The following is a 23,380-nucleotide window of genomic DNA, read 5'->3' as shown; positions in this document are numbered from 1 at the left end:
TGCTGGGACATCTTTAGATGAACTTATCTGTGCCTACTGCGCTCAATAGTGTCTCTTTTTTATTTGAAATGACTATACTTTGTACCCAGTAAACCAGAGGCAAAAATCTTTAAAAGTCTTGCGATTGACGGCCTGCGCTTTTTGTCAATTGGGGAAGTTCACTTTAAACAAAATACCATTTTCGCCCTCAGAAATAGTCAAAGCAGTGCGATCGATCGCAAATCTGGTTTTGTTGGATGCAATAGAACAGGAACAGATAACTTTGTTTAGTTTGAATCGCCTGTTGAAGCAGTATGTAAAAACTCAGTATCTTTCTAACTGATATCAAATCAGGTTGATCGACGCGATATCCCTAGGGAAACGGCACTGCCATTTCCGTGTCCGGACTTCTAGGAGACGGCAGTGCCGTTTCCGTAGCGTAGCTGATTCTGTAAGTGCGATCGCACCCATTCCCGAAACTCTCTAATTCTCGCATTCTCTCCCTTTTCTGAGTCTAGGTGCATAAACTGTGCGAGTTCTTTGACTGGAAACGAGGCAAATGCCAAACAGGTTTCCGACTCGACATAATCCGTATCATTTAAAATGTTAATTATTAGTTTCCCCTTCTTCCAAACCCAAACCTCCGGTACTTTAAGTTCTGTATAAACCGCCATTTTAGGGATTGATGAGCTAGTCAAATCCATTTCCACAGCTAAGTCTGGCGGCGGGTCATTTTTGAGATCGATAGTTAACTTTCCCCGCATAAAAGCTTCATTTTGAATATAGAAACATTCATCAGCTTCTTTACCAGCTTTTTTCGGTTCCGAACGCCAAGTAGATGATTTTAGTCCGATAATTTCAATCCCTATTTCCTCAGACAGCGCTACAATTAGTCGTCCGAGAGTCCAGCTATAGGTTTCATGTTCTGGTAAAGGTACGATAAGTTCCAAAGTTCCTTGGTAGTAAGTCATGCGCGGCGTTGAACGTTCGGCAAATATTTCTAACAAGTGTTCGTAAGTTTCCCAAGTGATATCATGTAAAACCAGGTGAGAACCTGCAAGCTCTTCTTTACTGTAAGCCTGGGTTTGAACCATTGCAAATACTCCACGAGAACTTTAACTCTATTTTACTCTATTGAACATTGGACAGGTGCGATTAAGAGCGGGATAGCTTCGCACACGCGTACATTACCAGATTGATTCAAGATTCAAAATAAATCCGGGGAGAAAATCTTCACCGCATACAGAGGCTGGAGATTCTAGCACTTCAACTTCTTGATTTAGACGGTAAATTTCTACTTGCCGTGATTTGCGATTAATTAACCAACCTAAAACAGCACCATTATCTCGATACTCTTTCATCTTATCCTGAGTTTCTTTCAAACTATCGCTGGGAGACATTAACTCAACGACAAAATCAGGACAAATGGGGGGGGAATTTCTTTTGTTGTTCGGGAGTTAGTGCATTCCAGCGTTCTAATTTTACCCAAGAAGCGTCAGGAGACCGATCGGCCCCATTGGGAAGTTTAAAACCGCCAGAGGAATCAAAAACTTTACCCAGTCTATTTTGCTGATTCCAAATCCAAATCTGTGCAGTTAATCCTGCACTGCTGCTGCTAGTTTCTCCTCCTGCTGGTGACATGATAATTAATTCTCCTTTCGCTGTGCGTTCCAATCTAATATTTTCATTCTCCTGGCAGAGTTTAAAAAACTGATCGTCTGTCAGCTTAATAATTGGATTGAGGTTGAGGGTGAGGGTAGTCATAGCAGTATTTTATCGTGGCTAAACGACATTTATTAACGATTGTATCACCTTAACTAAGTCTAGAGGGGCGATCGCTTTTCCCAGAATTCCGAATTGAGATATAATAGTAAAAATAGATAATAGTGGATATTAGCTATGCAACGAATATTTGAGGCTATATTGAAGGGAAACCTTTTAGAATGGGCTAATGACGTTCCAAGACAAGGCGATCGCCCTGTCAGAGTTTACGTTACTTTGCAAGAAGAGCGATCGACTTTAAGTGCGGAGTTTCGCCGTCAGAGAATATTTGAAATATTGGAAAAAATTGCAGCAAGTAATGTCTTTGTTGATATTAGCGATCCGGTGGAATGGCAGCGAGATTTGCGTCAAGACCGTCCACTTCCAGGTAGGGATGAATAATGAATGCTGCTAGACAGTAATATTATTATCTACGCTTCCCAGCCAGAAAACTCGCAGATTAGGCATTTTATTGGCGAAAATGACATAGTTGTATCGGCAATAAGTTACCTTGAAATCTTGGGTTATCATCGGCTAACTGAAGAGTATAGATTGTACTTTGAGGAATTCTTTGGTGTGGTGGAGGTTGTACCAATTTCTAACGCTGTACTCGATCGCGCAGTGCTGTTGCGACAAATAAGGAGAATGACACTTGGGGATGCTATTATTGCGGCAACAGCTTTGGTACATGATAGAACTTTAGTAACAAGAAATATAGGGGATTTTCGGTGGATTGCTGAACTCACACTGATTAACCCGTTTGAGGTTTAATAAAGACCGGCGATTCCCTACGGGATAGCTTCGCTTCACGCGCTTTGGGGAAATAAGGGCGATCGCCTCTGATTCTATTTCAACTACGCAAACATTGATCGACCTTTCGGTTGAGGAATAGGACGACCCAGTGCGTTAGCCGTTTCTATCCACTCCTGCATAATAATCTCTAGATTTTGCAGTGCTTCTTGATAAGTTTCGCCATCCGCAGCACATCCCGGCAATTCAGGCACTTCTGCAATAAATGCCTGGTCTTCCTCACTCCAGTATATGATGATTTCATACTTCATTATCCTAAGCTAATTAAGTGTTAATTGCTTGATCTGCTGCTCTAATTAAAACCTCATCCATCCAGTTGTTAATACTTTTGCCAGCCTTCTTGGCCGCAATAAAGATTTTGCGGTGATGTTCGGGAGTAGTGCGGAAGGAAAGTTTACCTGAAAAGGGTTTATCAGGTTCCTGTCCTAATTCTTTGCAAAACTCTAGATAATCATCGATAGAATTTTGGAATTCTTGGCTAGCTTCTTCAATAGTTTGTGCTTTAAAAGTCACTACGTCATTAATATCTAGGACTCGCCCGAAAAGAATTTCCGCTTCTAAATCTACCTCAATGCTAGCACTGTAACCTTTGTAATTCATCATGGCTGTAATACTTTTTCTTATTTTAATAGTGGAGGGGCGATCGCCTTTTATTTTTTTTCAATCCTTAGAATCCAAAGGCTAAAGCATCCAACATATATTTACTTTTATCGTGTCCCACTTCTAAATATATTTCCAATAATTCCTCATAAGCAGTAGCTCCGCCTACAATATTCCAAAATTCATCTCCAATAACTACAGCTTCATCAAAAGGCAGATAATTTCTTGCCTGAGACCACTTATAAACAGCTTTTGTTACACCATATGGATTGTAAGGCATTGCGTAGTAAGCTTGCAATTGCGAACGCTTTGCACCCCGCAGTAAGTGAAACCTCAACAAACGCTGAATAACTTCTAAGCATTGACCTTTATTTGGTTTAGGAGATTTGATTTCAAATAAGTATTCTGTTCCGTCATTAGCAAAAATATAAAGGTCAGCGCGTACAGTTTTTGTGACTAAATCATCTTCTCGTCTAGCATTAAACACTGCTGTTACCATCTGCTCAAAAGATGGTTTAGCTTGTCCTCTGTTAGCCATAGATTCATAATATTCTTTCTGGCGTTCTGCTTCTGCAAAAGCTGCAATACTGACTTCTCCTCTTATATCGTATCCTCGACGCGCATCTTGATGGTATTCAATGGCAATTAGGCGAGCACATTCTTCAAGAGAGTTTCCCAATCGGGTACTTAAACCTCGCTCAAATTGATTGATGCGGATTAATTCGGGTGGAATTAGTGCAGCTTGAAAAGGTTTTAATTCTCCATTAATTGAATTTCGTGACAGGTACTCTATTGCAGTCGTTGGTTTCTGAATAACACGCCCTTTATATTCATCTATGATGCCCTGAATAAAACCTTCAAGATATCCTTTGATTTTTTCTCGCTGTTTTGTGCTAATAGCTGCCATATCTAAACTCACAATTACAAAATAATGTCGAGTAAGGCTTTCGCTAAATGATAAACCACAGGTATTGATACCGCATTACCTAGTTGATGCTTGGCTGTATTTTCATTTTCATAAATCTTGAACCATTCAGGAAATCCTTGCAATTTTGCGTAATCTCTTGCAGTTAGAGGTTGGAATTTTTGCTTGTGATAGATTTCCCTAATAAAGGTTTGCTTGTATGCAGCAGGTTCTTGACATTCGATCGAGATTGTGGCTACAAAATCTCTTGTCCCAGTTGCAGTTAAAGTTGCTATCGCATCTGCATGAGGCAAGAAAATCTTAGAAATTCCGTTAATTCCTGAAGATATTTTAGAATTCACAAACTCATAACCTTTACTACCTACAGTCCGCAAAATGTCTTTCGCAACCAAGCGATCGAGTTCTGCAGGTTGTAACTCTGGTACGAGCGTTTTTAACACTTTAAATTCCAAAGGATTGCCGTCCTTTTCTCCATAAATATTTTTTCTTCTATTTTTCATGATTGTTTGACAAATTAATTTCTCCCGGCTGGTTGTTTCTATTAAGTCCCAAGAATGAATGGCAGTATGTCCGTCTCTAATATCGGTAAATAAAAAGAAGTCATTTAATTCATCTATTTTTTGAAATCTGCCTCGGGAAGCCGGGATTTTGCCATCAAATAAAACGCTTGGGGGAAATTTTTTTTTCCGAAAATTGCTGCGCTCAATTCCTGGTATTACATCATAAAGTTTTATCTGGCGATCCTCTTCGTTGGCGTAGCCCCCGTAGGGGCGGGCTTCGCTAACGAGGGGTTTAGGAAATGTAAATCCCCAGGATTTTTCAATGTCGTTCCTAATGCCAACAAGAAACAATCTATCTCTATCTTGCGGGAGCCCAAAATCATAGGAATTTAGCACTTCGTATTTCACAACATAACCAGATGCTGTCAAATTATTAATTATGTATTTCAAGCTTTCTATATTTCTTGGTTCGGTCAAGCCTTTGACATTTTCAAAGATAAAAGCTTTGGGACGATTGGCTTTGACTACTCTAAACACATCTCTCCATAGCTGACCTCTTGGATCGTCTAAACCTTGTAATTTACCCGCGATCGACCAAGGTTGACAGGGAACGCCACCGACTAATACATCTATGTCAAAAGGCAATTTATTGAGATTAGTAATATCTCCTAAATATGCCTCGTCTGAATAGTCATCTTTAATAAAATTTTTGCGATAAGTTTGAATGGCTTTTTTGTCAATTTCTGAATATCCCAAACATTGTCCTCCCAATTCTTCCAGAGGTATTCTAAAACCACCGATTCCAGCAAATAAGTCTGCAAATGTAAAGGGCGATCGAGCATTTTTGAGAGAATTTGGCTTAAATAGTTCAAATAATTCGAGTTGTTTGGCATCAACAGTTGGATTCATTTGATTTTCGTTAGGACTGAACTTAGACATAAGATAGTCGATTTGGGCAGGCTTTTGGGCCTGCCCTACACTACAATCCTATTCTACTCCCTCAATCCGGTCTTCCACCTCCTGATAAAGTTCACGCAGACGATCGAGATTACTCTCCGAAGTCTCCCAATAACCCCGGCCGTTCACCTCAAGCAAAGTGCTGACAATCTTGCGGAAAGAATGAGGATTTAGATTCAGCAAACGCTTCTGCATCTCCTCATCTTGGATAAACGTAGTGTTGACATCCTCATACACCCAATTATCCACAGCGCCCGCCGTAGCACTCCATCCAGTTGTATTCACCAGACGCTTAGAAATCTCCCGCACGCCTTCATAACCGTGCGACAACATCCCCTCATACCACTTCGGATTCAGCAGCTTAGTCCGCGAATCTAAACGCACGGTTTCTGATAGCGTCCGCACCTGCGCGTTGGCTGTCGTCGTATCAGCAACAAAGGATGCCGGTTGCTTCCCATCCCCGCGCAAACTGCCGATCAATTTAGTCGGATCTGAGTCAAAATAGTGCGACACGTCGGTTAGGGAAATCTCCGCAGAATCCAAGTTCTGGAAGGTGACTTCCGCAGTTTTCAAGGATGATTCAAAAATCTGCCGGTCTTGTTCCATTGTTCCGGGATTGTCGGAAGAAAAGGCGAAGGATTTGCGGGCTAAATACATTTCCTGCAACTCGGCTTCGCTTTCCCAGGTGCTGTTTTCCACCGCCAAGTTGATGTTAGATGAATAGGAACCAGAGGCATTGGAAAATACGCGGGTTGCTGCTTGCCGCAGGTTAATCCCCATTTCTTCCGCTTGCTTCAGGGCGTGTTTGCGGACGAAGTTCATCTCTAACGGTTCGTCGGCTTCCGCTGCCATTTTCACGGCTTTATCTAACAAATTCATTTGGTTGACGAACAAGTCGCGGAAGACGCCGGAACAGTTAATTACTACGTCGATCCGAGGGCGTCCCAACTCTTCTAAAGAAAGCAATTCGAGTTTGTTTACCCGGCCCAATGCGTCGGGAACTGGCTTCACTCCCACCATCCACATTACTTGCGCGAGGGATTCACCGTAGGTTTTGATGTTGTCGGTTCCCCACAACACAACGGCGATGGTTTCTGGGTAATTTCCGCCGTTATCAACGCGCTGTCTTTCTAACAGCCGATCGACTACAACCTTAGCAGACTTAACCGCCCCCGTTGTAGGGATTGACTGCGGGTCTAAAGCGTGCATATTCTTGCCAGTCGGCAAAACATCCGGGTTGCGAATCGGATCGCCACCGGGGCCGGGCATAACATACTCGCCTTCTAACGCGCGCAACAAAGCACCTAATTCGTTGTCGGCACAAACTTGCTGCAAGCAGAATTCTAGATACTCAAACAGCGGTTTAATCGGTTCTGGATCGATTTTTTTGTAACCGGCGGCGTGCAAGGCATCAATCCAAGGTGTTTTCTTGCCCATGTTGAAGAAATTCAACTTAGAAACCAGGGAAACTCTACCCTCAGCATCGGTTTGTTCCTTCACTAAAGCGCCAACGGCATCCCGACAGGCCAAAGTGATGTTTTGCTGCAATTCAACATCAGCTAAAATGCCTTTGTCGCTGTTAGTGTAAATTTCGCCGATATCGCGTCCGAGACTGTTAGCGATAATTCGCGGCAAGCCGATCAGCCCGTCTTCTTCGCGGTCTAAATTGGCAATATTCACCAAAGTTGCGATCGCCTCTTCCGCAGTCGGCGGCTTACCGATAACGTGCAAACCGCAAGGTAACAACCGCGACTCAATCTCCATCAATTTGCGGTAAACCAAGCCAACTAAATTGTCCCGTTCTTGGGCCGTCATTCCCGCAGCCACCCCTCTTTCTTGTTCGGGAGGTAGGGCGATATCTTTGTCCAAATTCACCAAACGGCATTTTTCGACGATCGCATCCACAATCGGCACACCGCGGCCAGTCTCTTTCAAAGTTTGATAAGAACCAATTAACTCGCTGAGTTCCTGCAAACCTTTGTACAAACCAGCATTTTCAGCCGGAGGAGTCAGATAGCTGATTGTTTCAGCATAACTGCGGCGCTTGGCAATTGTTGCCTCGCTGGGATTGTTGGCGGCGTAATAATAGATATTGGGAATTTTGCCGATCAAACTGTCGGGATAACAATCCCCAGACATTCCCATCTGCTTACCGGGCATGAATTCTAGCGAACCGTGAGTGCCAAAGTGCAGCACCGCATCCGCACCCCAAATGCGCTCCAAATATGTATAGTAAGCAGCAAAACCGTGGTGCGGGCTGGCGGAACGAGAGAATAACAACCGCATCGGATCGCCTTCATATCCAAAAGTAGGTTGAACTCCGATAAACACATTGCCGAAATGTTTGCCGAAAATCAGCAAATTTTGTCCGTCGCTGTTCAAATGTCCCGGAGGCGGGCCCCAATTTTCTTGCAAGCGTTCCGAGTAAGGAGTGAATTCTTCATACTCGGCTACGGACATCCGGTAAGCAATATTCAATTCGGGAGTTTGGTATTGGGCTGTTGCGTCGTGGATGACTTCTTGCATCAGTTTTTCGGCGGAATCTGGCAATTCTGGCAAGTCGTATCCGTTGCCTTTTAAGCCTTTCATTACTTCATAAATCGAGCCGAAAACATCTAAATATGCTGCTGTTCCGACGTTGCCTTTATCGGGGGGAAAACTGAAAATTGTAATCGCAACTTTCTTATCTAATTTTGGTTTGCGGCGCAGCATCGCCCATTTCATGGCGCGCTGGGAAATTGCTTCGATTCTATCTTGCAGGGCGATCGCCTTGCCAGTTGCACCGTCTCTTCCCGACAAAATGATCGGTTCGATCGCGCCATCCAACTCGGGAATGGCAATTTGCAAAGCAACTTGAATCGGGTGCAAGCCTAAATCGCTATTTTCCCACTCTTCCGTCGTTTGGAAAACCAACGGCAAAGCCACCATGTAAGGGCGATTTAATTTTTTCAAAGATTCGATCGCCTTCGGGTGATCTTGTCTCGCCGGGCCGCCCACCAGCGCAAAACCTGTCAGAGAAACGACTGCATCAATTATTGGCAGCGGTGCAACACCTTTGGCCCCAACTTCCAAGAAGAAAGTTTCGACTGGTTTTGAGAAGTCCAAACCGCCGGCAAAAATCGGCACCACCCGCGCCCCCATTGCCTCCAATTCCTGCACCATTGCTACATAGTGCGCGTCATCTCCCGTGACTAAGTGAGTCCGCTGCAACACCAAGCCGATGCAAGGTGCGAGGGGGTCTTTGAGGTCTGCCGAAATATCTTTGCGGGCGTTGTACCAGGTGAGGTATCCTTTGACATCCTCAAACATCGACGGTGCCAAAGGATGCCAAATTCCCATGTCCGGGTAGACAACGGGCTCTTCAAAAGTTAACTGTTCCTGTCCTTTGAAAACATATTTATGTGACAGCATCAGCAAGAAGTTTTCCAAGTTTTCTTGGGAACCGCCCAGCCAATACTGGAAACTCAGCATGAAGTTTCGCGCATCTTGGGCTTTGTCGATCGGCAAATATTTCAGCACTTTCGGCAAAGTTTGCAGCAGTTTCAGCATTCCGTCTTGGAAGGAACTCCCGGATTTTTCCTTCCGTTTTTTCATGAATTCGCCGATCGCACTTTTGCTTTGTCCCAACTGTGCCATCGAGAAACTGCCCATTTTATTGAGCCGCATCACCCCTGGCATCGACGGGAAGACGACGGCGACATCCAAGCTGTCGCGCAGCGGTTCAACTGCCGCTACCACTTTTTCTGCCAAATCTTCGATGAAAATTAGAGAAGCAATAAATACATTGGCATCCGCCACATCCCGCTTGAAGGCCTCGTAATTTTCCGGGCTGCGGAGTTCCTCGATCAGGTAGCCGCTGATTTCTATTGCCAGATTCGGATTTTTCTGGTTTATCGATCGAACCGCTGCCGACAGGGCGCTTTGATACTGCGGTTCCAGTACGACATAGACCACCTTCATGAGCGATCGCCCCTGCAAGTTTTCCGGCACAACGTGGCGAATGGTGGGCTTGACGTGAGTGAACATCCGGTTAGGCTCCTTTAAGATGCTGTTTTCGGGAATCGGGAATTTTTTTATCCCATAAGCATTTTTACCAGAAAACGCTTGCCATTAGGCGATTTGAGCCTGCACATGACACAATTCGACAAATTTATGGCAATTTTTCGTTACATTTTTTTATAAATTCCTTGAGCAAATACTCCAAAATTTATTTACATAATTTAACTTGACAAATATTATTTAATATGTATAGGATTAATGGGTTGGATAAAAATAATTAAAAATTAACCAACCATTGAGAAAGAAATCCTGAAAAAAGTTCCAAGTTTTGTAGAACCGATCAAACTTGCGATCGAGCAATTAACAGATGGAAAAAAGGCATAATTTGTGAAGGCAGAATGTAGCCTTCGGATAATTGCTGAGTCAAATTTTTTGACTTTGACATTTTACCAGGAACTTAAAACCATTTCATAACATCTGTTTTGTGTAAATTCCCGATCGGCGATCGAATTCATGGAAAACTAATCGGTATTCACGCTCCAACTCATCAACACTTTAGGGGGAAATATGGCTAACTACGCAATTTTCGACGAACAGTTCTACCTCGCCTCATATCCTTGGGTCAAACCAGCCATTGACGCAGGAGTCATCAAATCCGGGAGAGAACACTTTGAAAAATTCGGGCGAGAAGGCGGTCTAACTAAAGTATCGCGTTATTTTGACGAAAATGCTTACCTTGCTGGGAATCCAGACCTAGCACCCTTTGTCCGCACAGTCAATCCAAACGCACCTTTTGCGACCGGCCTCGATCACTTTATCCAGTTCGGTTACGATGAAGGACAACGCCGCACCCAAGTATCGCCTGAGTACGACGAAAATTTTTATTTAGCAAACAACTCAGATGTCCGACCGTTCGTTCAGAACGGAACTTTCAAATCAGGCTTCGACCATTTCATTAAATTCGGAATCAAAGACGGTCGGTTTGGGACTTCATTTTTTGAACCGGAATACTTAAAAGAAAACCCCGACATTGTACCGTTTGTCAACTCTGGAAACTTGAGAACCGGTCGGGAACACTTCTTCAATTTCGGGAAAAACGAGCCGGCCCGCGATGCAACTTTTGTCGGCAGCCGCAGCAACGATGTTTTAACTGGTGTTGGCGTCGGGGATGTCGAACTCGTGGGAGTGGAAGTAGGTCTAGATTCGCAACGCAACCGACAGTATGAAAGCTTTGGCACCAATGAATTCGATGTCTTGATTGGTGCTCCGGGAACTAATACATTCGTACTCGGAGTTCCTGCTACAGCGGGGAATGTCACCGCGACACCGCTGTATTTGGGTAACGGTCAAGCTACGATCCGCAACTTCGACATAGAAAGCGATTTTATCCAACTGCAAGGAACTTCTTTAAACGGCTACAGCCTGACTCCCATTGGCAGCAATTTGTCAATCCAGCGTTTTGGAGACGTGCTCGGCGTGATTGAAGGAGGAGCAAGCTTGGGTTTGACTTTCCAAGAATCTAACGGCAACGGTACTTTCTTGATTGGATAGTCATTGGTCATTGGTCATTGGTTATTGGTCATTGGTCATTAGTCATTAGTCATTAGTCATTAGCTAATGCTGATGATTAATGATTTTTTATTGGTGGTGGGCGATGGTTCTATAAAAAAGTACGATCGCACTTTACATTCTTTAAACAGCAAACTATGAATTACGATATCTTCGACGAACAATACTACCTTGCGTCATATCCGTGGCTGAAACCAGCCATTGATGCAGGAATCATCAAATCTGGAAGAGAACACTTTGAAAAATTCGGTCAAGCCGCCGGCCTCACAAAAATATCGCGGTATTTTGACGAAGATACTTACCTTGAGGGAAATCCAGACCTTAAACCCTTTGTCCGCACCCCCAACAATCCTAACGCGCCTTTTGCTACAGGCTTAGATCACTTTATCCAATACGGTTACGAAGAGGGCCGCAGCCAAGTATCGCCTGAGTATGACGAAGTGTTTTATCTCGCAACTAACCGAGATTTGCAGCCTTTTATTCAGAATGGAACTTTTAAAAATGGCTACCAGCATTTCATTCAATTCGGGGCCAAAGACGGTAGGTTGCCTACTTCTTTCTTTGAACCGCAATTCTTCAATAACGAGGCCGCTGGGCTGATCGTATCTGGAACCTTGAAAACCCCTCGCGAATACTATTTCAAGGTTGGGCAATTCGATCCGACCGGTCGGCCGGTAACTTTTGTCGGAACTCCCGGCAATGATATCCTCACTGGCGTAGGGGTGGGGAAGGTCGAATTAATAGGAGTTGAAGTAGGATCTGCTAACGGCCTCCGACGGTATGAAAGTGACGGCAGCAATGAATTCGATACTCTAACTGGCGGTAGCGGCAGCGATAAATTCGTGCTCGGCGACTTTTCACTGGGCACTGCGGGGGGTGCGTTCAGCCCCCAACAGTTCTACATCGGGCCGGGTTTTGCGACTATTCGGAACTTTACCAAAGGTCAGGATAGCATCCAGCTTCGAGGGACTTCCTTAGAGCAATTATTGGTGTTTCCCATCAATAATAATCGAGATTTAGCTATCCAAACGAACGGCTTGCCCGTCGTCGGTCAAAATGGAGTTCCTGAAACCAGTCGCTTTGACACACTTGCTGTTATTGAAGGCGGCGGAAATCTCAGTTTGAATTTATTACCAGACTCTAGTGGTTTTAGAGCTTTACTTGGGTAGAAATATCGAAGCTATTCAGAATTTTCTTTTGGATGCTGTCGGTGCGATCGCACTTTTCTCTGCCAACACCTCGCCTTTCGCGATCGCACTTGACGCTCTCAAATAAACAACGATGAATTACGACATCTTTATAGAGCTTAAGTGAGATTTGACTGACACTTGGAAAAAATAACCCGAGCGGGTATTGTGTCAGTTTTTGATGAGTGATAAATTGCATAAACATCTCATTAAAGCCGCAGGAGGAAAACATGGCTAGTTCGCAATTTTTGACGAAAAATACTACCTCGCTCAATATCCTTGGGTCAAACCCGCCATTGATGCAGGAGTCATCAAATCGGGATTAGAACACTTTCAAAAATTCGGTCAAGCCGGGGGCTTAACAAAAGTATCGCGGTATTTTGACGAAGCTACTTACCTTGCTGGCAACCCAGATATCGCTGCCTTAGTCCGCACCCCCAACAACCCAAATGCACCTTTTGCGACCGGACTAGACCACTTTATCCAATATGGTTACGAAGAAGGTCGCACCCGCGTATCGCCTGACTACGACGAAGCGTTTTATCTGGCAAATAACCGACAGTTGCAGCCGTCCATTCAAAATGGAACTTTGAAAAATGGCTACCAGCACTTCATTCAATTCGGCATCAAAGATGGTGCATTTGGAACTTCATTTTTAGAAACAGGATACTTACAAACTGGCCCCGACGTTCAACGACCGTTTCCCGAAGTCAAATATGGTCAATTGATTGGAACTTCATTTTTAGAAATAGGATACTTACAAAACAACCCCGACATTCTATCGGTTGTCCAATCGGGAGCTTTGAAAACTGGTCTGGAACATTACTTCAATTTCGGGAAAAATGAGCCTAGTCGGTCTGCGACTTTTGTCGGAACTTCTGGGAATGACATCCTCACCAGTTTTGGGGTGGGGAAAGTTCAATTAATTGGAGTTGAAGTAGGTTTGTATCCCAGCAACGGGCGAGTCAACAACGTATCGGCTGAAAGTAGGGGCAGCGATGAATTCGATACTTTCATTGGCGGTAGCGGCCGCGATACATTTATGCTGAGTAATGGTTACTTCGACGTTCCGCGGTTGTCTCCAGTCACGCGAAAGTTCTACATCGGGCCGGGCTTTGCTACAATTCGGAACTTTACCAAAGGTCAGGATAGCATTCAGCTAGGAGAAATATTCCCAGCAGACTCTTACTTAGATGAATTCTCGGTGTTTCCCATCAACAATAATCGAGATTTAGCTATCCAAAGGAAGGGCTTTATCGAGACTATAAATGGACTGATACCAATCAATAATGGCATCCCTGACACGATCGCTGTTATTGAAGGCGGCGGAGATCTGACTTTGAATCAATTACCATCATCTAACACTCTTACATTTTTAATTGGATAGAAATCTCGAAGATATTCAGGATTTGCCTGATTGCTGCTGGGAGTGCGATCCCACATTCAACAAAATGGGCGATCGCGCTGTTGTGTTTGCCATGAAAACAATAAATTGAACTTCCCTCAGCAAAAATACTTACAAAGACTCAAAAGTATCAGAGCGCAAAGGTTTCAATTGTTGAGTAAAACTTTGTGTACCCATGTAGATGATTGATGCCTGTTTGCGATCGGTCATGATATTGAATCTACAACAATTGAACCCCAGATCCTGCGTCAGCTATTGCCTCTCGATGGGTACAAATTTTCAGCTCAACAGTTGCATCATTTGTTGAGTAAGAGTTTTAGGACTGTTAGTAAATTTGTATGGGGAAGTTTAGAATAAAACAGCCTTAAAAATAATTAACTTGACATACTGAGTTACTAGAGTGAGGTATAGTGGGTCAAGTTTAATCGACAAGTAAGCAGACTAAGCTTGGAGCCAAAATTATGACAAATTATGACATTTTTGACGAACAATACTACCTTTCACAATATCCTTGGGTGAAACCTGCTATTGATGCAGGCATTATCAAATCTGGCAGAGAACACTTTGAAAAGTTCGGTCAAGCCGCCGGCCTCACGCAAGTATCCCGTTACTTTGACGAAAATACTTATCTAGCTCAAAATCAAGAAATCGCGCCATTAGTTCGCACCCCAAACAATCCAAACGCGCCTTTTGCCTCTGGTTTAGACCACTTTATCCAGTTTGGTTACGATGAAGGCCGCACCCAAGTATCGCCTGACTACGACGAAGAATTTTATTTAAAACGATACCCGGTACTTGTGCCGTTTCTACAAAACGGAACTTTTAAATCAGGATTTCAGCACTTTGTCAAATTCGGAGCGAAAGAAGGTTTTTATGCAAACACCTTTTTTGAACCCGAATACTTGCTGAAAAACCCCGATGTTGCAGCAGCAGTCAAAGCGGGAGTTTTCAAAACAGGTGGGGAACACTACCGAAAATTTGGACAATTTGAGCCAGCGCGATCTGCTACATTTGTCGGTACTAAAGCCACTGACATTGTAAATGGATTTGGTGTGGGAAATGTTGAAATTATTGGCGTTCAAGTATCTCTAAATGCGGCGGGCGATCGAGTTTATGAAAAACCTTCCGATTTTCCCTCCCCCCCCGTAAACGACACCCTAACTGGCGGTAACGGTACTGATACTTTCGTGCTCGGTGTTGGGGATTTTTCCGATGTGAATGGTGGTCAATTCTACGGGGGGATTAGCAACACCAACTATGCTACGGTTAAAAACTTTGACCCGCAAGCCGATAAGATCCGCCTAGCGGGAACGCGAGGCAACTATATGTTGAACAATACTCCTAATGGAGATTTGAGGATTAGTGTCGGGCCGATTAGGGCTTTCGCACCGGTAGCTATAGTCGAGGGCGGTCAGAATATGCCGTTTTTCGTAAATCGGGGGCGCGACCTCTTAATTTTTGATAAAGTTTCTGTATTGGATAACTTTTGGGAAACTGGATATTTAGCAAGCAATCCCGATGTTGCTGCGGCTGTTCAAGCAGGAAGTTTTGCTTCAGGTCTCGATCAGTATACAAAAGTTGGGCAATTTGAAACCAATCGATCTGCAACTTTTGTCGGGACTACTGGGAATGATGTTGTGACTGGTTTTGGCAAGGGAAAATCGACAATTATTGGAGTTGATTTTGATGAGCGTTATTTCAGCGACGGCAGCAACGAATTTGATACCTTGATTGGTAGCGAAGGTGCTGATACTTTTATTTTGGCTTATGACAATACTTCGCCACCACCGGGCGGTCAACCTAGCACTCAAGAATTGTACTTAGGCCCGGGTGAGGCTCGGATTCGCGGCTTCAATCCCAGTCAGGGAGATGCACTCCAGCTATCAGGCAAATTCAGTAACTATCAAATATCTCCAGTGGGTGGAGATTTAGTCATATCAAGAGGAGGAGATAGAATTGCAATTCTTGAGGGAGGTGCTGGATTAAATTTGAAACAACAGACTTTTCCTCAACTTGCTGACATTTATGATTTTCCTTTCTTGCTTGGCTAGAAACCGGGTTGATTGATTTTTTTAACAGGACTTACGCACAGACTCTCGTAAACCGGGTTTAATTATAAACCCGGTTTCTTGAATCAACCCAGTTTCTGAATGTAGTTCTGGACGCATGGGGTAGTCAGAAACCGGGTTTTTTTACGAAAATCTTCGTTAGAGTCCACAGATTAGATGAAAAACCCGGTTTCTCTGGCCTTAATGCGTAATTCCTGTGAATAATTAAGCCCGATCGCGCGCTAGCTTCAAAACATCAACCGCATCTTTGTGGCCCTCCGAAGACGCCCAAATTAACGCAGTCCAAGTATTATTATCCTTAGCTTTGATATCAGCTCCTTTATCGATTAAAAATTCCACAACTTGAGTGCGCCCGCTACCTGCAGCACTCATCAAAGCCGTCAAACCAAAATTAGTTTTAGCATTCACATCCGCTCCCGCCTCCAGCAAAAGCTGTACAATCTCGGTATGTCCGGCAGCAGCGGCACTCATTAACGGCGTCCACCCGTCATTGTCGTGACTGTTGACATCCGCACCTGCAGCCAGCAATTTTTTGACGATCGCCGAACTGCCAGCCTCAGCCGCAGCCGTCAAAGCCGTCGCACCTTCCTCATCCTTGACATTGATATCTGCACGCTGTTCGATCGCACTTTCTACAGCAGCAACATCACCCGTTTTGACGGCATTAATTAAATCTGTCATAAAATCTCCCTTGCATCCTCTCAAATCTTAAATCCTATGGCAGTAGATATTTTAATCCTCTCCAACGGCCCCGGAGAATTGGCAACTTGGGTGCGTCCCGCCGTGCAAGCTTTGCGCGAGCAATTGCGAAACGCGGGCACTCAAGCGCGAATCTCTGTGGTGCTGTCCCCCTGTCCGCACGCCACCGGGAAAGAAGCGCAAATTGCATTTTCCTACCCAGAAGTTGACAGAGTGCAAGCACCGGAGCATTTTTTTCCATTCTTATTGTCGGGCAAAACTGCTGAAAATTGGGATTGGCACGAAACAGGAGTTGTTTTGTTTTTAGGCGGCGACCAATTTTTTACAGTTGTTATTGGCAAAAGACTCAAATATCGCACTGTTATTTATGCTGAATGGGACGCGCGGTGGTATCGCTGGATTGACAAATTTGCGGCGATGAAACCAGAAGTTTTTGCTAAAATTCCCGAAAAATATGCTAAGAAATTTACAGTTGTCGGAGATTTGATCGCGGAAGTAGGGAACGGGAAATCGGGCAGGGCTGGCACGGGGACACCGCCCCTACGGAAAATTGAATTAATTGGATTGTTGCCCGGTTCTAAAGCTGCCAAATTAGCTTTAGGTGTACCGTTATGTTTGTCGATCGCCCAATCCATCCACCGCATCCGCCCTGAAACTCGCTTTGTAATTCCCGTTGCTCCTACCATAGATGTGCAAACTCTAGCACGTTTTGCCGACCCTGAACACAATCCTTGCCTGCATTTATTTGAGAACGCTAGCGCCGAACTTCAGTTAACAGAACGGCCGTTTTTGCAGACAGCAAATAACTTGCAAGTAGAACTTTGGACGCAGACGCCCGCCTACGATTTGCTATCAGAATGCAGCCTGTGTTTAACTACTGTGGGAGCCAATACTGCCGAATTGGGTTCGTTAGCTGTACCGATGATTGTTTTGATTCCGACGCAGCAATTGGATGCGATGAAAGCTTGGGACGGATTGCCGGGATTGCTGGCAAATTTGCCGTTAGTCGGTTCAGTTTTTGCTACGGCGATTAATTGGCTAATCTGGCAATTGGGAAAGGGAAAGCTTTATGCTTGGCCGAATATTTGGGCACAGGAGGAGATTGTGCCGGAGTTAATTGGGAAGCTGGAACCGGAAGTAATTGCTCAATTGGCGATCGACTATTTGAGCCATCCTGAAAAATTAGCACAAATGGGCGATCGTTTGCGTGCGGTTCGAGGAGAATCGGGGGCGGCGAAAAAAATTGCTGAATTGGTTTGTGAAGAAATTGAGGTGCAATCAAATTCAGATAAGAATTAGATTTGTTTATTTTTAACCGCAGATGAATGCAGATGAACGCGGATGAACGCAGATTTAATACGGATTAATTGGTGAAAACAGGCAAAAGAAATTTTATTTTCTCTTGCCTGTTTATTATCCCAAAACTGGATAGGCCCTCAAGTTAAGCTCGATCGTGCTTGGCAATTATCCAAATGGCGTGGATCATACCCGGAAACCAGAAAAAACAGGTTAGAACCAGGTTGATCCAAAAATCAGTGCCGAGGCCTACAGTCAAAAATACACCCAGCGGGGGAATAAAAATTGCAGCAACTATGCGAATTAAACTGCTCATCTCAGTTACTCCAAACGAATTTTCTCTTTCAATTTAACTTCACTGACTGACAGAGCCTTTCCCGAAAAACTTCGGCGGTGCTGCCATAGTGTAAACTTCGGTTTCAGCGGCGATTACCTGCCGCAAGTGACCGGGAAGTTGCATCAAGCCCAACAGTGTAATTCCGTCGAACATCCGCAACCCGCCAGTTGTTTTCTCGGCAAGTAATTTGTCAGTAACTGCCGGTTCGGGTTGCGTATTTATTTCTTGATTAGAAGCTATCGCAAAACCCCAAGGAGCTCCGTAAGTAGAAATAAAGCTGGTGCAGGATTGAACGTTGGAGAAAACAGATTTCAGGGTATTTACAATGCGAGCGTGCATTTTCATTTCTGCCGGAGAAACTGGGCCCGCTTGCACTACGAAATATCCGTTAGGTGACATTACGCTGCGAACTTTCTCAAAATACTCCTTGGTAAACAACTGGAAAGATGGGCCTTCTTCAATGGGATCGGACAAGTCAGAAATGACAATATCCCAATCTTTGTCTGTTTTGTCTAAATAGTCCAAAGCATCGCCGATTACTACTTCGCAGCGGGGATCGTCAAAGGCATTTTGGTGCATTTCTGGCAGGTGTTCGCGGCAAGCTTCTACTACTTCGCCGTCAATGTCGATCATCACGACTTTTTCAACTGTTTTCCAGCGCAGCACTTCTCTAATTGTAGCTCCTTCTCCGCCGCCGAGAACGAGGACTTTTTTGGGGGAACCGTGACAAATCATGGCTGGGTGTACCAAGGGTTCGTGGTACAGAAACTCGTCGCCTGTACAAGATTGCCACTTACCGTCTAAAACTAAGCCTTTGCCGTAAGTACCGGTCTGAACTACGTACATTTCTTGATAGGCTGTTTTTTTGTAAGCAAGCACCGCGATGACGCCGTGAACGTAAATATCCCAAGGGGTAATGTACTCGCTCATCCAAAAGTCTGCACGAACTTCGCTACCTGACATCAATTACTCTCCAAATATAAATTGCTGTGTCGATGTTGTCACAAGTAGTAGTTCTTAACACAAAATGGTGCGGGTGTGTGAGTACGATCGACACATTAAAGTGAGATTTTTCAGCAATGCTATAGTGTGATTGCGTTCTGGGAGCAATTGGCTTGGTACTTGAGATTGCTGGTGGGCCGCGCCCCCCGTCGATCGCACTTTTCCCGTCGGCCCCGGTCGATCGCACTCACATTTAATATTTTCGCTTTGCATTGCCGGCGGGTTTTGTACAAATGTTGTCTGAATCGGACAATTTGTCGGGCTGGGCCCGCCTTGATAAGTTTGCGATCGGCCTGCTGATTTCTCAACAATCCGATGACAACCCTGCAAATGCGAGTGCGCGGAAGAAAAGTGACCGTCTGTTTTAACCGGATTTGTTATTGATAACTTGACATTTTGAATGTATCTTAGATAATATTTTTATAGCTAGCAAAACAAAGCATATCTTTAATTTTTATTACGAAACTGCCGAAAAAAGGTGGGAATATTTTATAAACAAATCAACGGAAAAACTATTCATCATGAAACTTTTATAACAATATTTTTAGGTTTAAAATAGCAGCCGATGGAACCAACAGACTGGAAAAACAGAATCAAAGAGCTGGAAAAGGCAAATCAAGTCCTACAGGAAAAACTCGAAACTTCGGAAACCGAACGCAGCCAATTAGAAGCCGTTAATCAAAAAACAGAATCTTTGCTAAAAAAAGTTACTGAGGATTTTAGAGATTACGAAAATATTGTAAAAGCAAGAATGTCTACACTAGAAAAATCTCTCTTAAACCAGCAAGCAATGCAGCTCAAATTGATCGAAGCCGAAAAAATGTCGGCTTTGGGAATTTTGGTAGCTGGTATCGCCCACGAAATCAACAATCCCGTCAACTTCATCTACGGCAATATTACCTATGTCAATGACTACACGGGCGACATTTTAAAATTGCTAGCAATGTACCAGGATCGGTATCCCGAAACAGATGCAGAGATTGAGGATTTTCTTGAAAAAATTGACCTCGACTTTCTGCGCGAAGATTTGTTGAAAACTCTTTCGTCAATGAAAGTTGGCTCCGAGCGCATCCGCGAAATTGTGCTAACTTTACGCAACTTTGCGCGGGTAGATGAAGCCGAAAAGAAACCGGTTAACATTCACGAAGGGATTGAAAGTACGCTGTTAATTGTGCAGCATTTAACGAAAGAAAAAGCTGGTTTTCCTGCTATAAAAATTGTTAAAAGTTATGGAAATTTACCTAAAGTTGAATGTTATGCAGGGCAATTAAATCAGGTGTTCATGAACATCATTAATAATGCTATTGATGCCCTGCGAGAGCGAGAGCAAAAGAGTTCCATAGCGGAGATAGAAGCCAACCCCAGCCAGATGGCAATTACTACTTCTATTATTTCGAAAAATTGGGCAAAAATTAGCATCAAAGATAATGGTATTGGCATGAATGAAGCTGTGAGAGCGAAAATTTTCGATCCGTTTTTCACCACCAAACCAGTTGGTCACGGGACGGGTTTGGGACTGTCAATTAGCTATCAAATTATTGTGGACAAACACGGCGGGAGGTTGGAGTGCTCCTCCGCAATTGGAGAAGGGACTGAATTGGCGATCGAGATTCCGATCGCCAATTCCCGCAGCTAAGATCGATCGATCGAGCTAAACTGAGGGATAATGAAAACTCCCTTTGACCGCAGCTCCTCCTAGTTTGATGTGCAACCCTATGTCTACTGTCACTTTTGGTTTGTCAACCCCTATAGCGGCAGAGGCCGGGGCATCCTACGGCAGCAGCGAACCGCCACAGCGCCCCACCCTGCAAGCAGAGTGGATCGAGGTATTGGTGGACTCTCCTTTCAGGGTTGCGGGGGACTCCCCTGGGGAGGAAAATAAGTTATTTACCTATCGTTTACCTGCGGAACTTACCGTGCAACCGGGGGATATTTTGAGTGTACCCTTTGGCAGTCAACAGGTAGGGGCGATCGCGATTCGGTACATTTCTCAACTGCCGCCCGACTTAGATCCGGCGCGGGTTAAAGATGTCGAAGATGTTGTCAGTACGGGTTTTTTCCCGCCTAATTACTGGGAATTGCTCGATCGCACTGCCACCTATTATTGCACACCTTTAATTCAAGTAATTAGAGCGTCGCTGCCGCCCGGTTTGTTAAGCCGTTCCGCGCGCCGAATTCGCTTAATTAAGGAGGCAATTTCTCCGAATGCCGAAACATTTCTCAATCCCGCAGCCAGTCAAATTTTGCAATTGCTGCAATCTCAAAAAAACGGCGATTACACTTGGAAATATCTTCAGGGGCAAGTTAAGGGAAGTTATCGGGGATTGAAAGATTTATTGAAACGCGGTTGGGTAGAAAGTTATTTAGAACCTCCCACTCCTCCCAAACCACAACTCAAACCGGCAGTGACATTAATTGCTAGTGCATTTGTCACAGATTTAACCAAGCGTCAACAAGAAGTATTGGAAGTTTTGCGGCGCGGCGGCGGTGAAATGTGGCTGAACGATTTGCTGAGAATTTGCAGCGCGAGTTCTTCGGTTGTCAAAGCTTTGGAGCAAAAAGGTAGCGTTGTAATTGACCAAAGGGAAGTGCTCAGGGGCGATCGCGGAATTTCTCAATTGCCCGATGCACCCAAAACTTTAACTCATTTTCAAGCTGAAGCTTTAGCGTTTATTAACTCTTTTTCGGGATTCCGTCAAGTGCTGCTGCACGGCGTTACAGGTTCCGGGAAAACCGAAGTGTATTTGCAGGCGATCGCCCCAATCTTAGCCAGCGGCAAATCCGCCCTCGTACTCGTTCCCGAAATCGGTTTGACACCCCAACTTACAGACAGATTCCGCGCCCGTTTTGGCGAGCAAATTTGCGTCTACCACAGCGCCCTATCCGACGGCGAACGTTACGATACATGGCGTCAGATGCTGACTGGAACCCCGCAAATTGTCATCGGCACGCGATCGGCCATTTTCGCACCTTTACCTCACCTCGGCTTAATTATCCTCGATGAAGAACACGACAGCAGCTTCAAACAAGACCAACCAGCCCCCTGCTACCACGCCCGCACCGTTGCCAAATGGCGCGCCGAATTAGAAAATTGTCCCTTAATTTTGGGTTCCGCAACGCCAGCTTTAGAGACTTTTGTGGGGACGCGCCGAGATTATTACTCGTTACCAAATATCCATTATCTATCATTGCCCGATCGCATTTATTCCCGACCGATGCCGCCTGTGGAAATAGTCGATATGCGCCAAGAATTGCGGCAAGGGAACCGCTCAATTTTCAGCGCTTCCCTGCAAAATGCCCTGGAAGAATTGCGAGCAAGACAACAGCAAGGTATCCTGTTTATTCACAGAAGAGGACACAGTACCTTTGTCTCTTGTCGGAGTTGCGGCTATGTGATGGAATGCCCGAATTGCGATGTTTCCCTGTCTTATCACCACGTCGGCGAAGCGACAGCAGAAATATTGCGCTGTCACTACTGCAACCATACGGAACGACACCCTCAAAACTGTCCTGAATGCAGTTCTCCTTACTTCAAAAACTTTGGCAGCGGCACTCAGCGAGTCGAACAGGAATTAACGAGATTGTTTCCAGAATTGCGGGCAATCCGGTTTGACAGCGATACGACTAGAAATAAGGGCGATCACCGCAGATTGTTAACGCAATTTGCTAATGGGGAAGCTGACATTTTGTTGGGTACGCAAATGCTGACGAAAGGGTTAGATTTAGCTGGAGTAACATTGGTGGGAGTTGTGTCTGCTGACGGGTTGCTGAACTTATCAGATTATCGGGCAAGCGAACGAGCTTTTCAAACATTAACTCAAGTCGCGGGCCGTGCGGGCAGAGGCGACGATCCGGGGCGGGTAATTATTCAAACTTACACTCCAGAACACCGGGTTATTCAAGCAGTTAGGCGGCACGAATATGCGGGTTTTGTGGAGACGGAATTGGCGGAAAGGGCGGCGCTGAATTATCCACCTTCGGGGCGGCTGATTTTGTTGCGGTTGAGCAGTGTAGATGCGGCGGAAGTGGCGGTGACGGCGGTACAATTGGCGTCTGTTTGTCATGAGTATATTGAGCGATTGTCTGTACCGGGGTGTGAGTTGTTGGGGCCTGCACCTGCGGCGATTATGCGGGTGGCAAATCGCTATCGGTGGCAGATTTTGCTGAAGTTGCCTTTGGATGAGTCGGTGGATTTGTCGGATTTGATCGGATTGCGCGATCGCACGCCGCGTTCTGTTAGTTTAACTATTGATGTCGATCCGTTGAATTTTGGTTGATTGGTGGT

The 23,380-nt window shown here is 44.7% G+C and carries 21 protein-coding genes and 1 pseudogene; 10 read left to right on the top strand and 12 right to left on the bottom strand.

Going from position 1 to position 23,380, the window contains the following annotated elements; genetic code table 11:
* Positions 1 to 79: 79 nt before the first annotated feature.
* Positions 80 to 322, top strand: coding sequence for a hypothetical protein (locus tag QUA80_RS14910; protein ID WP_333425692.1), 243 nt, complete (start codon positions 80 to 82; stop codon positions 320 to 322).
* Positions 323 to 389: 67 nt separating this feature from the next.
* Here QUA80_RS14910 and QUA80_RS14905 read toward each other — a convergent pair whose 3' ends face one another.
* Together QUA80_RS14905 and QUA80_RS14900 are read right to left on the bottom strand one after the other, a co-directional pair.
* A complete protein-coding gene (locus QUA80_RS14905; protein ID WP_333425690.1) occupies positions 390 to 1,073 on the bottom strand; it encodes a Uma2 family endonuclease in 684 nt (227 codons plus the stop codon).
* Positions 1,074 to 1,166: 93 nt separating this feature from the next.
* A pseudogene (locus QUA80_RS14900) lies at positions 1,167 to 1,743 on the bottom strand (Uma2 family endonuclease).
* Between the two features lie 135 nt (positions 1,744 to 1,878).
* Here QUA80_RS14900 and QUA80_RS14895 point away from each other — a divergent pair.
* Both QUA80_RS14895 and QUA80_RS14890 read left to right on the top strand, forming a co-directional pair.
* The gene (locus QUA80_RS14895) at positions 1,879 to 2,142 is read left to right on the top strand and encodes a hypothetical protein (protein ID WP_333425688.1); all 264 of its coding nucleotides are present in this window, start codon (positions 1,879 to 1,881) and stop codon (positions 2,140 to 2,142) included.
* Positions 2,143 to 2,145: 3 nt separating this feature from the next.
* Complete coding sequence (locus QUA80_RS14890; RefSeq protein ID WP_333425686.1) at positions 2,146 to 2,511, top strand: type II toxin-antitoxin system VapC family toxin; 366 nt, start codon at positions 2,146 to 2,148, stop codon at positions 2,509 to 2,511.
* An 83-nt stretch (positions 2,512 to 2,594) separates the two neighbouring features.
* On the opposite strand, the gene QUA80_RS14885 is transcribed toward QUA80_RS14890, so the two are convergent.
* The 5 genes from QUA80_RS14885 to QUA80_RS14865 all read right to left on the bottom strand — a co-directional run bounded on the left by QUA80_RS14885 (position 2,595) and on the right by QUA80_RS14865 (position 9,558).
* The gene (locus QUA80_RS14885) at positions 2,595 to 2,801 is read right to left on the bottom strand and encodes a type II toxin-antitoxin system HicB family antitoxin (protein ID WP_333425685.1); all 207 of its coding nucleotides are present in this window, start codon (positions 2,799 to 2,801) and stop codon (positions 2,595 to 2,597) included.
* A 13-nt stretch (positions 2,802 to 2,814) separates the two neighbouring features.
* A complete protein-coding gene (locus tag QUA80_RS14880; RefSeq protein ID WP_333425683.1) occupies positions 2,815 to 3,153 on the bottom strand; it encodes a type II toxin-antitoxin system HicB family antitoxin in 339 nt (112 codons plus the stop codon).
* 64 nt (positions 3,154 to 3,217) lie between these two features.
* Positions 3,218 to 4,057, bottom strand: a complete 840-nt coding sequence (locus tag QUA80_RS14875) for a TdeIII family type II restriction endonuclease (RefSeq protein ID WP_333425681.1) — start codon at positions 4,055 to 4,057, stop codon at positions 3,218 to 3,220.
* Positions 4,058 to 4,071: 14 nt separating this feature from the next.
* Entirely contained in the window at positions 4,072 to 5,484 is a 1,413-nt protein-coding gene (locus QUA80_RS14870; protein WP_333425679.1) for a DNA (cytosine-5-)-methyltransferase, read from the bottom strand.
* A 78-nt stretch (positions 5,485 to 5,562) separates the two neighbouring features.
* Positions 5,563 to 9,558, bottom strand: a complete 3,996-nt coding sequence (locus QUA80_RS14865) for a magnesium chelatase subunit H (protein ID WP_333425677.1) — start codon at positions 9,556 to 9,558, stop codon at positions 5,563 to 5,565.
* Positions 9,559 to 10,098: 540 nt separating this feature from the next.
* On the opposite strand from QUA80_RS14865, the gene QUA80_RS14860 reads away from it, so the two are divergent.
* Both QUA80_RS14860 and QUA80_RS14855 read left to right on the top strand, forming a co-directional pair.
* Complete coding sequence (locus QUA80_RS14860) at positions 10,099 to 11,082, top strand: calcium-binding protein (RefSeq protein ID WP_333425675.1); 984 nt, start codon at positions 10,099 to 10,101, stop codon at positions 11,080 to 11,082.
* Between the two features lie 155 nt (positions 11,083 to 11,237).
* Complete coding sequence (locus tag QUA80_RS14855) at positions 11,238 to 12,269, top strand: calcium-binding protein (protein ID WP_333425673.1); 1,032 nt, start codon at positions 11,238 to 11,240, stop codon at positions 12,267 to 12,269.
* Here QUA80_RS14855 and QUA80_RS14850 read toward each other — a convergent pair.
* A complete protein-coding gene (locus QUA80_RS14850; RefSeq protein ID WP_333425671.1) occupies positions 12,250 to 12,486 on the bottom strand; it encodes a hypothetical protein in 237 nt (78 codons plus the stop codon). The genes QUA80_RS14855 and QUA80_RS14850 overlap by 20 nt on opposite strands.
* A gap of 45 nt (positions 12,487 to 12,531) precedes the next feature.
* Between QUA80_RS14850 and QUA80_RS14845 the strand changes: the two genes are divergently transcribed.
* Together QUA80_RS14845 and QUA80_RS14840 are read left to right on the top strand one after the other, a co-directional pair.
* Entirely contained in the window at positions 12,532 to 13,674 is a 1,143-nt protein-coding gene (locus tag QUA80_RS14845) for a calcium-binding protein (protein ID WP_333425696.1), read from the top strand.
* Between the two features lie 479 nt (positions 13,675 to 14,153).
* Positions 14,154 to 15,743, top strand: a complete 1,590-nt coding sequence (locus QUA80_RS14840) for a hypothetical protein (protein WP_333425669.1) — start codon at positions 14,154 to 14,156, stop codon at positions 15,741 to 15,743.
* A 222-nt stretch (positions 15,744 to 15,965) separates the two neighbouring features.
* Here the strand turns inward: QUA80_RS14840 and QUA80_RS14835 are convergent, their stop codons facing one another.
* Positions 15,966 to 16,442, bottom strand: coding sequence for an ankyrin repeat domain-containing protein (locus QUA80_RS14835; RefSeq protein ID WP_333425667.1), 477 nt, complete (start codon positions 16,440 to 16,442; stop codon positions 15,966 to 15,968).
* A 36-nt stretch (positions 16,443 to 16,478) separates the two neighbouring features.
* Here QUA80_RS14835 and QUA80_RS14830 point away from each other — a divergent pair, with 36 nt between their 5' ends.
* Positions 16,479 to 17,759, top strand: a complete 1,281-nt coding sequence (locus tag QUA80_RS14830) for a lipid-A-disaccharide synthase (RefSeq protein ID WP_333425665.1) — start codon at positions 16,479 to 16,481, stop codon at positions 17,757 to 17,759.
* A gap of 142 nt (positions 17,760 to 17,901) precedes the next feature.
* On the opposite strand, the gene QUA80_RS14825 is transcribed toward QUA80_RS14830, so the two are convergent.
* Genes QUA80_RS14825 through QUA80_RS14815 form a run of 3 tightly spaced genes read right to left on the bottom strand, consistent with a single transcriptional unit; the run spans position 17,902 to position 19,425 of the window.
* Positions 17,902 to 18,072 carry a YqaE/Pmp3 family membrane protein gene (locus QUA80_RS14825; RefSeq protein ID WP_333425663.1) on the bottom strand — a complete coding sequence of 57 codons (171 nt, stop codon included), beginning with the start codon at positions 18,070 to 18,072 and terminating at the stop codon, positions 17,902 to 17,904.
* A gap of 39 nt (positions 18,073 to 18,111) precedes the next feature.
* Positions 18,112 to 19,056 (bottom strand): fused MFS/spermidine synthase, encoded by a 945-nt coding sequence (locus tag QUA80_RS14820; RefSeq protein ID WP_333425661.1) that lies wholly within the window; start codon positions 19,054 to 19,056, stop codon positions 18,112 to 18,114.
* A gap of 54 nt (positions 19,057 to 19,110) precedes the next feature.
* Complete coding sequence (locus tag QUA80_RS14815; protein ID WP_333425659.1) at positions 19,111 to 19,425, bottom strand: hypothetical protein; 315 nt, start codon at positions 19,423 to 19,425, stop codon at positions 19,111 to 19,113.
* 235 nt (positions 19,426 to 19,660) lie between these two features.
* Here QUA80_RS14815 and QUA80_RS14810 point away from each other — a divergent pair, with 235 nt between their 5' ends.
* Both QUA80_RS14810 and priA read left to right on the top strand, forming a co-directional pair.
* Positions 19,661 to 20,731: an ATP-binding protein gene (locus QUA80_RS14810; RefSeq protein ID WP_333425657.1), complete on the top strand. Its 1,071-nt coding sequence runs from the start codon at positions 19,661 to 19,663 to the stop codon at positions 20,729 to 20,731.
* 79 nt (positions 20,732 to 20,810) lie between these two features.
* Positions 20,811 to 23,372, top strand: coding sequence for a primosomal protein N' (gene priA, locus QUA80_RS14805; protein WP_333425655.1), 2,562 nt, complete (start codon positions 20,811 to 20,813; stop codon positions 23,370 to 23,372).
* Positions 23,373 to 23,380: the final 8 nt, after the last annotated feature.

The organism is Microcoleus sp. F4-D5 (assembly GCF_036704885.1).
Taxonomy (GTDB): domain Bacteria; phylum Cyanobacteriota; class Cyanobacteriia; order Cyanobacteriales; family Microcoleaceae; genus Microcoleus.
The sequence above is the reverse complement of the archived record's forward strand: the minus strand, read 5'-3'. Positions and strand labels throughout refer to the sequence as shown.

Coding starts and splice junctions, on each gene's coding strand:
- QUA80_RS14905 (WP_333425690.1), bottom strand. CDS start 1,073: ATGGTTCAAACCCAGGCTTACAGTAAAGAAGAGCTTGCAGGTTCTCAC.
- QUA80_RS14895 (WP_333425688.1), top strand. CDS start 1,879: ATGCAACGAATATTTGAGGCTATATTGAAGGGAAACCTTTTAGAATGG.
- QUA80_RS14890 (WP_333425686.1), top strand. CDS start 2,146: ATGCTGCTAGACAGTAATATTATTATCTACGCTTCCCAGCCAGAAAAC.
- QUA80_RS14885 (WP_333425685.1), bottom strand. CDS start 2,801: ATGAAGTATGAAATCATCATATACTGGAGTGAGGAAGACCAGGCATTT.
- QUA80_RS14880 (WP_333425683.1), bottom strand. CDS start 3,153: ATGATGAATTACAAAGGTTACAGTGCTAGCATTGAGGTAGATTTAGAA.
- QUA80_RS14875 (WP_333425681.1), bottom strand. CDS start 4,057: ATGGCAGCTATTAGCACAAAACAGCGAGAAAAAATCAAAGGATATCTT.
- QUA80_RS14870 (WP_333425679.1), bottom strand. CDS start 5,484: ATGAATCCAACTGTTGATGCCAAACAACTCGAATTATTTGAACTATTT.
- QUA80_RS14865 (WP_333425677.1), bottom strand. CDS start 9,558: ATGTTCACTCACGTCAAGCCCACCATTCGCCACGTTGTGCCGGAAAAC.
- QUA80_RS14860 (WP_333425675.1), top strand. CDS start 10,099: ATGGCTAACTACGCAATTTTCGACGAACAGTTCTACCTCGCCTCATAT.
- QUA80_RS14855 (WP_333425673.1), top strand. CDS start 11,238: ATGAATTACGATATCTTCGACGAACAATACTACCTTGCGTCATATCCG.
- QUA80_RS14850 (WP_333425671.1), bottom strand. CDS start 12,486: ATGCAATTTATCACTCATCAAAAACTGACACAATACCCGCTCGGGTTA.
- QUA80_RS14840 (WP_333425669.1), top strand. CDS start 14,154: ATGACAAATTATGACATTTTTGACGAACAATACTACCTTTCACAATAT.
- QUA80_RS14835 (WP_333425667.1), bottom strand. CDS start 16,442: ATGACAGATTTAATTAATGCCGTCAAAACGGGTGATGTTGCTGCTGTA.
- QUA80_RS14830 (WP_333425665.1), top strand. CDS start 16,479: ATGGCAGTAGATATTTTAATCCTCTCCAACGGCCCCGGAGAATTGGCA.
- QUA80_RS14825 (WP_333425663.1), bottom strand. CDS start 18,072: ATGAGCAGTTTAATTCGCATAGTTGCTGCAATTTTTATTCCCCCGCTG.
- QUA80_RS14820 (WP_333425661.1), bottom strand. CDS start 19,056: ATGTCAGGTAGCGAAGTTCGTGCAGACTTTTGGATGAGCGAGTACATT.
- QUA80_RS14810 (WP_333425657.1), top strand. CDS start 19,661: ATGGAACCAACAGACTGGAAAAACAGAATCAAAGAGCTGGAAAAGGCA.
- priA (WP_333425655.1), top strand. CDS start 20,811: ATGTCTACTGTCACTTTTGGTTTGTCAACCCCTATAGCGGCAGAGGCC.